Origin of the sequence: Aeromonas sp. A35_P (assembly GCF_002259925.1) — a bacterium.
GTDB lineage: Bacteria > Pseudomonadota > Gammaproteobacteria > Enterobacterales > Aeromonadaceae > Aeromonas > Aeromonas dhakensis.
This window is the reverse complement of record NZ_NEVB01000024.1, coordinates 1-13,393: the sequence shown is the minus strand read 5'-3', so window position 1 is coordinate 13,393 and position 13,393 is coordinate 1. Positions and strand designations below refer to the sequence as shown.

General features: G+C 62.1%; 9 protein-coding genes. 3 read left to right on the top strand and 6 right to left on the bottom strand.

What is annotated here, in order from left to right:
* A partial coding sequence (locus CAK78_RS02375; RefSeq protein WP_094696242.1) for an IS1595 family transposase occupies positions 1–680 on the top strand: 680 nt, incomplete at its 5' end.
* Positions 681–848: 168 nt separating this feature from the next.
* Here CAK78_RS02375 and CAK78_RS02365 read toward each other — a convergent pair.
* From CAK78_RS02365 to CAK78_RS02345, 5 genes are all read right to left on the bottom strand, one after another.
* Positions 849–1,646, bottom strand: a complete 798-nt coding sequence (locus tag CAK78_RS02365; RefSeq protein WP_094696239.1) for an AraC family transcriptional regulator — start codon at positions 1,644–1,646, stop codon at positions 849–851.
* 291 nt (positions 1,647–1,937) lie between these two features.
* The gene (locus CAK78_RS02360) at positions 1,938–4,367 is read right to left on the bottom strand and encodes a YgiQ family radical SAM protein (RefSeq protein WP_094696241.1); all 2,430 of its coding nucleotides are present in this window, start codon (positions 4,365–4,367) and stop codon (positions 1,938–1,940) included.
* 137 nt (positions 4,368–4,504) lie between these two features.
* On the bottom strand, positions 4,505–4,876 hold the full coding sequence (locus tag CAK78_RS02355) for a hypothetical protein (RefSeq protein WP_094696238.1): 372 nt from the start codon (positions 4,874–4,876) through the stop codon (positions 4,505–4,507).
* A gap of 83 nt (positions 4,877–4,959) precedes the next feature.
* Positions 4,960–8,079 carry an efflux RND transporter permease subunit gene (locus CAK78_RS02350; protein ID WP_094696237.1) on the bottom strand — a complete coding sequence of 1,040 codons (3,120 nt, stop codon included), beginning with the start codon at positions 8,077–8,079 and terminating at the stop codon, positions 4,960–4,962.
* Complete coding sequence (locus CAK78_RS02345; RefSeq protein WP_254924686.1) at positions 8,079–9,128, bottom strand: efflux RND transporter periplasmic adaptor subunit; 1,050 nt, start codon at positions 9,126–9,128, stop codon at positions 8,079–8,081. The genes CAK78_RS02350 and CAK78_RS02345 overlap by 1 nt, the downstream gene beginning before the upstream one ends.
* Before the next feature lie 208 nt (positions 9,129–9,336).
* Here CAK78_RS02345 and CAK78_RS02340 point away from each other — a divergent pair, with 208 nt between their 5' ends.
* The gene (locus CAK78_RS02340) at positions 9,337–10,890 is read left to right on the top strand and encodes a sensor domain-containing diguanylate cyclase (protein ID WP_094696235.1); all 1,554 of its coding nucleotides are present in this window, start codon (positions 9,337–9,339) and stop codon (positions 10,888–10,890) included.
* A 33-nt stretch (positions 10,891–10,923) separates the two neighbouring features.
* A complete protein-coding gene (locus CAK78_RS02335) occupies positions 10,924–11,790 on the top strand; it encodes a patatin-like phospholipase family protein (protein WP_094696234.1) in 867 nt (288 codons plus the stop codon).
* Between the two features lie 72 nt (positions 11,791–11,862).
* Here the strand turns inward: CAK78_RS02335 and CAK78_RS02330 are convergent, their stop codons facing one another.
* On the bottom strand, positions 11,863–13,224 hold the full coding sequence (locus CAK78_RS02330) for a sodium-dependent transporter (RefSeq protein WP_094696233.1): 1,362 nt from the start codon (positions 13,222–13,224) through the stop codon (positions 11,863–11,865).
* Positions 13,225–13,393 lie beyond the last annotated feature (169 nt).

The following is a 13,393-nucleotide window of genomic DNA, read 5'->3' as shown; positions in this document are numbered from 1 at the left end:
TGCACCTGTTGTCACAAACCAAAACAGGTTTGTCAGCGATGGAGCTAAAGCGCCAGTTGGGCGTCAAATATGACACCGCCTGGATGCTCAAGCACAAGCTGCTGCAAGCCATGAAAGAGTCCGATGACAAGCAGCCCATCAGCGGCATCATTCAGCTCGATGATGTCTACTGGGGTGGCGAGCACCGTGGTGGCAAACGGGGTCGGGGCGCGGCAGGCAAGACGCCATTTGTGGCAGCAGTGGCCCTGAACAAGGAAGGGCATCCAATCAAGATGCGGATGACGGTGGTCGATGGTTTCAAAACCAAGTCCATTGCTGATTGGGCAAAACGGCATGTTGCCAGTGGTAGCGCGGTGATATCCGATGGATTGGCCTGTTTCAGGGCGGTGAAGGAGGCCAATTGTGAGCACCTGGGTGTTGTCACCGGGGGCAACCTTGACTTGCTGGATCATCCGGCATTCAACTGGGTAAACACGATGATAGGGAATGTGAAGAACTCGCTGCGGGGCAGTTGCCATACGCTCGGAGCGAAGCATTTACCGAGACATCTTGCTGAATACTGCTTCCGGTTTAATCATCGTTTTGACCTCAAAAGCATGTTGGTTGAATTGGGGCATGCAGTCGTGGCAAGCCCTCCGATGCCATATCGGCTCTTGAAGCTGGCTGAGGGTCATGGGTAATCAGGTTGGACAATGCGCAAAGCATATCGGCACCGGGGATTAACGTTAATACGGCGGCCGAAAGGGCAAATAAACCCAGCGTGGATAATTCGATGACCATGGTTTTCTCGCTTCGTTAAAAAGGCGCATTATCGGCCTCTGTCATTCGGCGAGATAGAACGATATTGCTCAAATGCACCGGTCGCGATAGCCGCGCGGGGTCACACCATAAGTCGACTTGAACGCCCTGCCCAAGTGCGACTGATCGGCAAACCCGCAGGCAATGGCAATTTCCGCAAGGTCACCGCCTTTGGATAACAGCCCCTTAGCCTGCAGCAAACGGAGCTGCCGCTGATAGCGGTTAGGCGACAAACCGAATGTTGCCGAGAATTGGCGGCAAAGGTGAAACTTGGACAGACCGGCGGCCTGCGCCAGTTTATCCAGACGTACCTCCCGGGTCAGGTTGTCGTGCAGATACTCTTTCGCCCTGTGCAAACCCGGCGCAATGCTGGCGTCGAGCCGTGGCGCTCGCCGCGGGGAACATAGTTGGAGCAGATCCGCCACACAGTGGCTCCATACCACGTCCCGATCAAAATGAGTTGAGTGTGCCGCGGTCAATACCGTTGCGGTCTCATGCAACCGGCTCGCTAAAAGCACATGTTCGACCTGTTTTCCCTGCACTATCGGCGGCAAAGGCATCTCCATGTTATCCGCCGCGCCAAGCAACATCTCATGGCTGGGATAAAACATGAAGTAATGGCACCCCTCTTCGCCCAGCACAGTCCCGGCATGCATCTGCCCCGGCGCTATGATGCTGATTTCCCCACGGCTGATGATACCGTCGTAATCGCCTTTGGCACTGTTGTTATTGGCGCCGCGCAGGACCACACCTATCGACCAGGTGTCATGCCAATGCACGTCAAATCGATGATCCGAGAAGTCCGCGACAAGCAGCTCAAGCCCGCCCAATGCGTCAAAACGATGCATAAATGCCGAATTTCCCATTGCCTTTACCCGTTCACTGACTGCCAACGCTGGCCAAAATAACACACAACATACGGCGTGAAAGCCCTTCATCCTCCATTGAAGCAGCTGTCGTTGTGCGCTGGAATTATTGGATTGCAACGAGGTGTACCGTTTTATTGTCCGGTATGGAACCGTATAACTATCACCCTCTGTTGAAGGTTGTCACGTGAATACCATTTCATATGCATTGACAATAAAAAGGCGACCGAATGGTCGCCTTTTTATTTCTATCGCTTTGCTAATCAGCAAATATCACCGCGCCGGTCGCTTGGCACCATTCCCTTTGGCCGCAGGCTTGCCGCCTTGAGTGGCAGGTTTGGCACCCGGCTTGGCAGAGCCAGCGCGAGTCGGGGTTTTACCCTTATGGGCGGGCTTGCCGAACGGTTTGCTCTTACCAGCACTCTGACCTGCGCCCTGACCTGTACCTTGCGAACTGGGCTTGCCGTTACCCGAGCCTTTCTGGAGCTGGGAGCCCACCGGTTTGCCATTGCCGGCCTTGCCGCCATTTCTGCTGGCCACCGGGGCATTGGCTGCACCGGCCTCGCTGCGGGCGGCCTTGTTGCCAGCCCCATTGCTGCGCTGATGGGTGATGGCACTGTGGCGGGTCAAGGCAGGTTTCAGGCCCTTGCTGCGGCTGCGCTCGGCCTTGGCTTCGCCACGGCCTTCCGGCGGCACCAGACAGTCGGGGCCGTTGCCGATCAGGTGGCTCTTGCCCATCTCCAGCAGGGCTTCGCGGATCATCGGCCAGCCGGCCGGATCGTGATAGCGCAGCAGCGCCTTGTGCAGGCGACGGCGACGCTCCCCTTTCACCACGAACACGTCCCCGCCCTGGCGGCTCACCTTGTTGAGCGGGTTTTTCTCGGTGTAATACATGGTGGTGGCGTTGGCGAGCGGCGACGGGTAGAAGTTCTGCACCTGATCGAGCTTGAAGCGGTTGGACTTGATCCAGAGTGCCATGTTCACCATGTCTTCATCCGTGGTACCCGGGTGGGCCGAGATGAAGTAGGGGATCAGGTACTGCTGCTTGCCCGCCTCTTTGGAATACTTGTCGAACAGCTCCTTGAAGCTGTAGTAGCTGCCCATGCCCGGCTTCATCATCTTGGAGAGCGGGCCCTCCTCGGTGTGTTCCGGCGCGATCTTGAGATAGCCGCCGACGTGGTACTTGGCCAGCTCCTTGATGTAGCGCGGATCTTCCACCGCGATGTCGTAACGCACCCCGGAGGCAATCAGGATCTTCTTGATACCCTTGAGGTCGCGCGCCTTGCGATAGAGGTTGATGGTCGGGCTGTGGTCGGTGTCCATGTGCGGGCAGATGGTCGGCCAGACGCAGGAGGCGCGCCGACAAGTCTGCTCGGCCTTGGGGCTCTTGCAGCGCAGCTTGTACATGTTGGCGGTGGGGCCGCCCAGATCCGAGATGACGCCGGTAAAGCCCGGCACCTTGTCACGGATCTCTTCGATTTCTTTCAAGATCGACTCTTCCGACCGGCTCTGGATGATGCGCCCCTCATGCTCGGTGATGGAGCAGAAGGAACAACCGCCGAAGCAGCCGCGCATGATGTTGACCGAGGTCTTGATCATGTCGTAGGCCGGGATCTTCTCGTTGCCATAGGCCGGGTGCGGTACCCGCTGGTAAGGCAGGCCGAACACCCCGTCCATCTCGTCGGTTTCGAGCGGGAAGGCAGGCGGGTTGACCCAGATGATGCGATCGCCGTGGGCCTGGGAGAGGGCGCGGGCGCAACCCGGGTTGGTCTCGTGGTGCAGGATGCGCGACGCATGGGCGTAGAGCACCTTGTCCTCCTTCACCCGCTCGAACGCTGGCAGCTTGACGTAGGTCTGCTCCCACGGCTTTTGCTTTGGCGGCTGCACCAGGATGGGCTTGGCCTCCTGTGCAGCCGGAGCGGTACCTTCATCGTCCGCGCAGGGGGCCCCTTCCATATAGGGATTGGGGATGGGATCGATGCGGCCAATCTGGTCAAGCTTGCTCGAATCCACCCCGCGCCAACCCGGCAGCGGCTCCTTGCGGATGACGGCGGTGCCGCGAATGTCCTGCATGGTGTCGATGGTCTCTCCCGCGGCAATGCGGTGAGCCACTTCCACCAGGGGGCGCTCGGCGTTGCCGTAGATGAGGATGTCGGCCTTGGCGTCGATGAGGATCGAGCGACGGATAGTCTCGGACCAGTAGTCGTAATGGGCGATACGGCGCAGCGACGCCTCGATGCCGCCGATGACCACCGGCACCTCTTTATAGGCCTCTTTGCAGCGCTGGGTATAGACCAGGGTGGCGCGGTCCGGCCGCTTGCCGCCCACATCCCCCGGGGTGTAGGCGTCGTCGTGGCGCAGCTTCTTGTCGGCGGTGTAGCGGTTGATCATGGAGTCCATGTTGCCCGCGGTCACCCCGTAGAAGAGATTGGGCTTGCCCAGGCGCATGAAGTCATCCTTCGATGACCAGTCCGGCTGGGCGATGATGCCGACCCGAAAACCCTGGGATTCGAGCATGCGGCCGATCACCGCCATGCCGAAGCTCGGGTGATCCACGTAGGCGTCGCCTGTCACCAGCACGATGTCGCAGCTGTCCCAGCCGAGCTTGTCCATCTCCGCACGGGACATAGGCAGGAAGGGCGCCGTGCCGTAGCACTCGGCCCAGTAACGGGGATAGGAGAAGAGGTTGGTAACCGGCTGCATTTTGACCACCTGGAACAATTCGGGTCGCGCATTATACCGGCAGAGCAAGGCGGGGGCGACGGCTTTTTGCCCCTACGATAGATGCGGAAAAGGCGAGCCAGCGGGGCTCGCCTGAAAAGTGCGGGTCAATGGTCGGCTCAGGCCAGGGCGCGGGCCAGCACGATACGGTTGTAGTGACGCTGCAGCAGCTGATAACCCCCCAGCAGGCACCAGACCAGGGCGGGCGCCAGGAACACCGGGTGGGTGGCCAGGCGCAGCATCAGCAGGCCCAGCAGGATCAGCGCAAACGGCCGGCTCTCGTAGAGCCAAAGCGGCCAGCCCTGCTTTCGCGCCAGCCGGTGCTTGTCTGGGCGGCGATAGGCGCCGCGCCGAAACCAGGCCAGCGAACCGGCCAGATAGAGTGCCAACCCGGCCAGCAACAGCCCCGGCTGATCGGCAATCCCCAACAAAAGCAAACCGCTGCCCATGTAGGCAAAGGGCAGCGGCTCATAAATGGCTGATGGCAACATGACTCACCTCGAGTATCAAACTGGCTACATATTAACCTGCAGCCGTTTGCATGCCAGCCTCTGCCCCTATATGGGGGGCCGCATCAGGCGGCCGGTTTGTCCTGCTGCGAGGCGCCCTCGCTGGCGGCCAGCGCCTCGTCCACCTGTTGATCCCGCGCTCCGGTCATGCCGGCCCGTCTGGCCAGCAGATGGTAGATGGCGGGCACCAGCAGCAGGGTGACCAGGGTCGCCAGCGATAATCCGAAGAAGACCACGGTGCCCACCGACATCCGGCTTTCATACCCCGCCCCCATGGAGAGCATCAGCGGCACGGCCCCTATGATGGCGGTGAGGGAAGTCATCAGGATCGGGCGCAAGCGGCGCACCGAGCCTGCGATGATCGCCTCGTCGAACCCTTCGCCACGCTGGCGCAACTGGTTGATGAACTCGACGATCAGGATGCCGTTCTTGGTCACCATGCCGATCAGCATGATCATGCCGATCTGGCTGTAGATGCTCATCTCCTGCCCCGTCAGCCAGAGGCCGAGCAGGCCGCCGAAGATGCCGAGCGGCACCGTCACCATCACCACCGCCGGGGTCAGCATGCTCTCGAACTGGGCCACCAGCACCAGATAGACCACCAACAGAGCCAGAGCGAACACCATCACCATCTCGCCCTGGTTGTCGCGATAGTCCTTGGACTCGCCGGCATAATCCACCGTCATGCCGTTTGGCAGGTTGGCATTGGCCCAGCCGTCCAGGTAATCCAGCGCCTCGCCCAGGGTGTGGCCCGGCGCCAGATCCGCAGTCAGGGTCACCGCCTTCTGGCGCTGGTAGTGGTTGAGGCGCTGCGGGCTCGCCACCTGCTTGACGGTGGCCAGGGTCGAGAGGGTCACCATCTCGCCGTTGGCCGCCTTGAGGTAGATGCGGCTCAAGTCGGAGACACCGTTGAAGTCGCGCTGGTTGGCACGCAGGTAGACGTCGTACTCTTCCCCTCTGTCCACATAGGTGGTCTGGCTGATGCCACCGAGCAGGGCCTGCAGGGAGCTCGCGACAGTGGAGACCGGTATGCCGAGCTGGTTGGCCCGATCCCGCTCTATGGTCACCTGCAGCTCCGGGGTCTTCTCGGCGTAGTCGAGATCCGGCGTCTCCATCAGGCCGCTCTGGGCCGCCGCCTCTTTCAGGGCCAGCCCCTGCTGATAGAGCTCGGCATAGTCGGAGCCCTGCAGCACGAACTGCACCGCCGCAGTGGAGCCACCGCGAAAACCCGGCTGGAAGGTGCGGATCATCACGTCCGGAATGCCGGCCAGCCGCCCGCTCAGGGACTTGGCGAATTCGGTGGCGGTCTCATCCCGCTCGGCCCAGTCGGTGAGCTGGATGATGGCCATGCCGGTCTGATCGCCGCCACGGCCGAAGGCCGGGGTGCTGAAGCTCATGGCCTGCACCACCCCTTTGCCAAGCAGCGGCATGATAGCCGCCTCCACCTGCTGCATGTTGCGCTTCATCCGCTCGATGCTGGTGCCCTCGGCCCCCTTGACGAAGACGTAGAGCACGCCCCGATCCTCGGTCGGGGTCAGGCTGGTGGGCAGCTGGGCAAACAGGGCGCCGATGCCGCCCAGGCAGAGCACCAGCACCAGCGGGGTCCAGCGCGAATGACGCAGCACGGCACCAAGCAGAGTGCGATAGTGCTTCTCCACCCAGCCGAGGCCGCGATCGAGCGCCGCCGTCAGCCGGTTGGGTCTATCCACCGAGCGCATCAGCCAGGAGCCCATGGCCGGGGTCAGAGTGAGCGCGATCAGCGACGAGAAGAGCACCGCCAGCGACAGCAGGATGGCAAACTCGGTGAAGAGCCGGCCCACCATGCCATCCATGAAGGCGATGGGCACGAACACCATCACCAGCACGGCGGTAGTGGCAATGACCGCAAAGCCCACCTCGCGGGTGCCGTGCCAGGCGGCCAGCAGGGGCGGCTCGCCGCGCTGCAGATGGTGGTGAATGTTCTCAACCACCACGATGGCGTCATCCACCACCAGACCGATGGCAAGAATGAGCGCGAGCAGGGTGATGAGGTTGATGGAAAAGCCCAGATACCAGGCACCGATAAAGGCAGAGATGAGGGAGACCGGCACCGTGATGGCCGGAATGAGGGTGGTGCGCCCCTGCCCCAGGAACAGGTAAAGCACGGCCACTACCAGCACGGCGCAGATGGCCAGGGTCTCGTACACCTCGTCGATGGCCTGCTTGATGAAGATGGTGGAGTCGTAGTCGACCTCCAGGGTCGCCCCCTCCGGCAGGAAGCGCTGCATCTCGGCCATCTTCTTCTCTACCCCCTGCGCCACCGCCAGCGGGTTCGCGGTGGACTGGGCGACTATGCCGATCCCCAGGCTCTCACGGCCGTTGCGCTGGTAGGCGCTGTCTTCGTTCTTGGCCCCCACCTCCACATCGGCGATGTCGGCCAGATAGATGCTCTGGCCGTTGGCGGCGGTGCGCACCTGCAGCGCCTGGAAATCGGCGGCGGTGTGATAGAGCCGGGCAATCTGCACCGCCATGGTCATGCTGTTGTTGCGGATCTCGCCACCCGGCAGCTCGATGTTCTCGCGCTTGAGGGCGTCCTGCACGTCCGCCACCGTGACGCCGCGCGCCGCCATGTCGGATGGGCGCAGTCGCACGTACATCACCTGGGTCAGATCGCCGGAGAGGGACACCTCGCTCACCCCGTCCACCAGGCTCAAGGGATCCACCAATACCCGGTTGGCGTAGTCGGTCATGGCGGTGCGGTCCATCTGGGTGCTGCTGAAGTTGAGCCAGACCGCCACGTCGCCGTTGCCGTTGTCCTTGGTGACCAGGGGTTCATCCACCTCGTCCGGCAGCTTGGGACGGGCGCGGGAGATGGCGTCGCGCACATCGGAGATCCCCTCCACCATGTTCCAACCGAGCTTGAACTCCACCGTGATGACAGAGCGTCCCTTGCGGGTCACCGAGTTGATGTTCTTGATGCCGCTGATGCCGGAGAGCTGATCCTCGATGGGCTTGGTGACCTGGCTCTCCATGACGGCGGGGGCGGCCCCCTCGTACATGGTGGTGATGGAAACGGACGGGGTCTGCACGTCCGGCATCTCCCGCACCGTCAGCTTGGAAAACGCCACCAGACCAAACACGGTGAGCAGCGCGCTCAGCACCACCGCTACCAGCGGGCGGCGCACGGAAATATCGGAGAGCCACATCAGCCTTTGACCTCCGCCAGATCGTGCACGCTGACGCCGTCACGCAGGTTGACCAGCCCCTCGACCACGATGCGATCGCCCACCTTGAGCCCTTCGGTCACCCACACCTCTTCGCCATGGGTATCCCCCAGCACCACCGGCACCCGCTTGACCTTGCCATTGAGTTCGAGACGATAGACGAAGCGCTGCTCGCCGGCATACTCCACCGACTGGGCCGGGATCAGGGTCATCTTCTGTGGCGGCAGGGAGAGCTCGACGTTGAGCAGCATGCCGGGGCGCAGCTGACCGTCGGGATTGGGGATGATCACCCGCGCCTTGATGTTCTGGGTATCGTTGGAGACGCGGCTGTCCAGGGTCTCCAGCACGCCGCGAAAAGGTTGATCCGGCCAGGCCGAACTGGTCGCCGTCACCGCCATGCCGGGGCGCAGCAGCGAGAGGTAGCGCTCAGGCACCGCCAGATCGAGCCGCAGCTTGGCCAGCTCGTCCAGGTGGAGCAGGGTGTCGCCGCTGTTGACCAGGGCTCCTTCGCTCAGATCGATGAGGCTGACCGAGCCGTCGAACGGCGCCAGCAGGGTGCGCAGGGAGAGCTCGTACTTGGCGGCATCGGCGCGGGCCTGAGCCTGGGCGACCGTGGCCTCCTGCCCTTCCAGCTCGGAGGTGGTGATGGCGCCGCGCGCCACCAGCCGGCGCATGTCCCGCAGCTTGCGGCTCTCATCGCGCACGCTGGCGCTCTGCTCGGCCAGCTCCGCCTGCTGCTTGCCGGCGTCGAGGGCGATCAGCACGTCCCCCTGCTTGACCTGCTGGCCGGAGCGCACCGCAATCTTGACGATGCGGCCGGTCACCTCGGGGCTTATCACTACGGAGCGGTTGGCGGCCAGCTTGCTCACCAGCTTGATGGAGGGTTCGGCCAGGCTCTGGCTGACCGTCTGCGCCCTGATGTTGACCTGACGTGGCTGGGGTTTGCCGGCAGGGGCGGAGTGGCGGTAATACCAGCCGGCGGAAATCAGCAGAGAGAGGCAGGCAAGCACCAGCCATGTACGCATTTTCATCAAGCAATCCATGAAATTAAGAGAAAAGAGGGCACTTCATCAATGATGGTCACCATGTTACCCCCTGACTATGCCGTGACTATGTATAAATGTGACAAAACGTAACAGATACGGCGATATTTGATTGAAATAGCAGTAGCAGAAGACGGGCTTCACGATTGTGCCCTAAACTGATTCTCCGAACCTGTCCAGATCCAGCCTAACGCCTATGCCAGAACCCAGACCCCATTTTGTTACCTATCGCCTGCAATGGCTGCTCTGCGCCTTCGTCGCCCTGCTGCTAGCCATCACCCTCAAGCTGACCCTGCCCCAGGTCACCGACCATTATCAGAGCGACACCCTCAGCACCGCCTCCCGCCTGAAATCCCAGTTTCAACAAATGGAAACCTTTCTCGAGGCCATGCGCGGTCAGGCCGAGGAGCGGCTGCGCAGCAACCCGCAATCCGCCCTCACTATCCAGCTCTACGGCGCCCTGCGGGAAAACGGCAGCCAGGGCTTTGCGCTGGATCGGGTGCCCACCAACCTGCCCAAAGGGCTGAGCGGCAACCTGACCGGGCTGGGCTCACTGCCTGCCCCCGGCAGCCAGCGTGCCGCCAGGCTGCACCTGGCGCTGAGCCTCTCCCCCCTGCTCTCCACCGCCAGCAAGCTGCTGGGAGACAAGGTTGGCTGGGTCTACTTCACCGGGGTCGATGACTTCCTCTACCTCTACCCCTGGGTCCCCTCCAGCCAGTTCCATTTTCAGCGCAGCATCTATCTCAAGTCCTACTGGCAGGATGCCCTGAAGCAGAAAGAGAAGAGCCTGCGCGCCACCGTCTCACGCCCCTACGAGGACTTTGCCGGGACGGGGCAGATGATCACCCTGTCACAGCCCATCGTGAAGGATCAGGTGCTGGTGGGAGTCATCAGCATCGACGTGCTGCTCTCCCGGCTGGAACAGCTGCTGCGAGAGTCCACCCCCGAGATGGGCACCCTGTTTCTGGTCAACCAGCATCAACAGATCCTGGCCAGCAGCGTGAAGGAGGCAGACCTGCGCCCAAAGCCGATGGCGACGCAGGCTGGCTATCGCTGGCATCAGGGGGCGTTTCAGTTCCAGTACGCCATTCCTGACACCGAGCTCACCCTGCTCCACCGCGTCCCTTTGCCTTCCCTGCTGTGGGCCCTGCTCTGCCAGTCCGCACCAACCCTGATCGCCCTCTTCTTTATGGCCTGGGCCGTGCTCGCCAACCTCAAGTCCCGCCGCCTGAACCGGCAGCTGGACTACCTCTCCAGTCACGATGCCTTGACCGGCGCCTTCAACCGCCACTACTTCGACGAGTTCGAGCGCCGCCATCAACAGCGCGGGGGCAGCCTCGGGGTGATCATGTTCGACTGCGATCACTTCAAACAGGTCAACGACCGCTTTGGTCACGAAGTGGGCGACCAGGTGCTGATCCAGCTGGTGCACCTCTGTCAGCAACAGCTGCGGCGGGGAGATGCCCTGATCCGCTGGGGCGGTGAGGAGTTTTTGCTGCTGGTGACCAGAGGGAGCGTACCGCTCGACCAGCTGACCGAGCGGTTGCGCCAGCACATCGCCAGTCACCCCTGGCAGGAGCTCGCGCCAGCGCTGGCGGTCACCATCAGCCTCGGCTATCACCACAGCAGCGCCGAGACACCGCTGCAGGAGGCCATCAGGCGAGCCGACGTGGCGCTCTACCAGGCCAAAGCCAACGGGCGCAATCGCAGTGAACCCTGGCAGGATGACGGCGCCGGCAACTGCGGGTAAGCTGATCCCCTCACTCATGTTCGGAGAGACAAAGTGGCACGAAAACCCCGTGTGGGACTGGCTCTTGGTAGCGGCGCGGCCCGTGGATGGGCGCATATCGGCATCATACGGGCGCTGGAGCGGCTCGGCGTCAAACCGGACCTAGTGGCCGGCTGCTCCATCGGCAGCTTTGTCGGCGCCGCCTATGCCGCCGGTGAACTGGACAAGCTGGAGAGCTGGGTGCGCGGCTTCAGCCGCTTGCAGGTGGTCAGCCTGCTCGATCCAGCCCTCTCCGGCGGCCTGTTTCGCGGCGAGAAGGTGTTTGGCATCGCCGCCAATCACTTAGGGGATCCCGCCATCGAGAGCCTGCCGCTCCCCTTCGCCTGCGTCGCTACCGAACTCGACACCGGTCGCGAGATCTGGTTGCAGCAGGGGCCACTGCGCCAATGCGTGCGCGCCTCCTGCGGCATGCCCGGCATCCTGACCCCGACCCGGGTCGAGGATCGCTGGCTGGTGGACGGCGCCGTGGTCAACCCGGTGCCCATCTCGCTGGCCCGCGCCATGGGGGCCGAGGTGGTGATCGCGGTCAACCTCAACGCCGACATGCACCAGCCCTGGACCGACGAGCCGGACGAACCCAGCGGCGGCAACCGCTTCAGCCAGTGGTTCAACCGGGGCGACAGCCCCAACACACCGGGCATGTGGAGCGTGATGACCGGCTCCATCAACATCATGCAGGAGCGCATCACCCGGGCGCGGATGGCCGGCGACCCGCCCGAGATCCAGCTCTGCCCGCGCCTTGGCAGCTTCTCCATCATGGATTTCCACCGCGCCAGCGATGCCATCAACGAGGGCGAGGCCTGCGTCGAGCGCAACGCCGATCAGCTCAAGGAAGAGTTGTCTCGCCTCGGCCTCATCTAGCGCGGTTCACCGGATCCGCATCACCAACAAAAAGAGCGCCTTGCGGCGCTCTTTTGCTGTGGGAACTGCCTGCTAAAACAGCCCCAGCCCCTTGAGCATCACGATCAGGATCAACAGCGGCGACACGTAACGGATGATGAAGAAGAGCGGCTTGAGGATGGCCAGCTCCAGCTCGCCACCGTTGGTCAGCGCCTCCTTCATCCGCTCGAAGCCCCACACCCAGCCCACGAACAGGCAGAGGAAGATGCCGCCAAGGGGCATCAACACGTTGGAGGAGACGAAATCGAACAGGTCGAAGAAGGTCTTGCCGGCGATCTGTACCTCCGCCAGCGAGCTGTTGGAGAGCGCGCAGGTGGAGCCCACCGCCCCCAACACCAGCAAGTTGAGCAGGGTCGCCTTGGGGCGGCTCATGTGGAATCGCTCTGAGACCACCGAGACCGGCACTTCCAGGATGGAGAGCATGGCGCCGGTGGCGGCGATGGCGGAAAGCACGAAGAACAGCACCATGAACAGGTGGCCAAACGGAATGCTGGCGAAGACCGCCGGTATGGTGATGAACAGCAGAGAGGGGCCGGCGGTGGGTTCAAAACCGAAGGCGAATACCGCCGGGAAGATGGCGATGCCGGCCAGCATGGAGACAAACAGGTCGGCGCACATCACCCGGAAGGTGGTCAGCGGGATATTCTGATCATCCCGAAAGTAGCTGCCATAGGTCATCATGCAGCCCATGCCGATGGAGAGCTTGAAGAAGGCCAGCCCCATGGCGGTCAGCACCACCCCGGCAGTGATCTTGGAGAGATCCGGCGAGAACAGAAAGTGCAGCCCCTGGCTGGCCCCGGGCAGGGTCAGGCTGCGGATGCCGATGACCAGCAACAGGATGAAGAGCACCGGCATCAGCTTCTTGGTCACCGCCTCGATCCCCTTGGAGACCCCCATCAGCAGGATGCCTCCCATCAGGGCCAGCACCAGCCACTGCCAGAGCAGGCTCTGCAAGGGGTCGCTTATCAGCGCCCCAAAGGCCGCCCCGGTCACCTTGGGATCGGTCGACAGAATGGAGCCGTCAACGGCCTTGAAGATGTAGGCAAAGACCCAGGCCGCCACTTCGGAGTAGAAGGACATGATAAGGAAGGCTGCCAGCACACCCATGACCGCGATCAACCACCAGGGCTGCCCCTTGGGGGCCAGCTTGCCGAGGGTGGTAACGGCGTCGGACTTGCCTTTGCGGCCCAGCATGATCTCGGAGATCATCACCGGCAGACCGACCAGCAGCGTCGCGATCACATAGACCAGCAGGAAACCGGCGCCGCCGTTTTCGCCCGTCAGGTAGGGAAACTTCCAGATATTTCCCAGCCCGACGGCTGAGCCCAGGGTGGCGGCAAGAACGCCGAATTTGCTGGTAAAGCCATCTCTGGCCTTGGGGGTGATTTGACTCATGCTTGTCTCACTGTGCGCATCATGCGAGGGGTATCGTTAATTTTAGCGGTCGGAATTTTCTGAGGATTGATTCGGCTTGCCAAGGTATTTTCGTGAAAAGCATTAGTGAGAGCACAAATAACCAAATTTAATTAAATCAATAAGAAATATGATGAATAAAAAATGCCGC

Bases quoted from the DNA above. Each gene is read 5' to 3' on its own strand.
- CAK78_RS02365 (WP_094696239.1), bottom strand. From the start codon at position 1,646: ATGCATCGTTTTGACGCATTGGGCGGGCTTGAGCTGCTTGTCGCGGAC.
- CAK78_RS02350 (WP_094696237.1), bottom strand. From the start codon at position 8,079: ATGTGGCTCTCCGATATTTCCGTGCGCCGCCCGCTGGTAGCGGTGGTG.
- CAK78_RS02360 (WP_094696241.1), bottom strand. From the start codon at position 4,367: ATGCAGCCGGTTACCAACCTCTTCTCCTATCCCCGTTACTGGGCCGAG.
- CAK78_RS02330 (WP_094696233.1), bottom strand. From the start codon at position 13,224: ATGAGTCAAATCACCCCCAAGGCCAGAGATGGCTTTACCAGCAAATTC.
- CAK78_RS02355 (WP_094696238.1), bottom strand. From the start codon at position 4,876: ATGTTGCCATCAGCCATTTATGAGCCGCTGCCCTTTGCCTACATGGGC.
- CAK78_RS02340 (WP_094696235.1), top strand. From the start codon at position 9,337: ATGCCAGAACCCAGACCCCATTTTGTTACCTATCGCCTGCAATGGCTG.
- CAK78_RS02345 (WP_254924686.1), bottom strand. From the start codon at position 9,128: ATGAAAATGCGTACATGGCTGGTGCTTGCCTGCCTCTCTCTGCTGATT.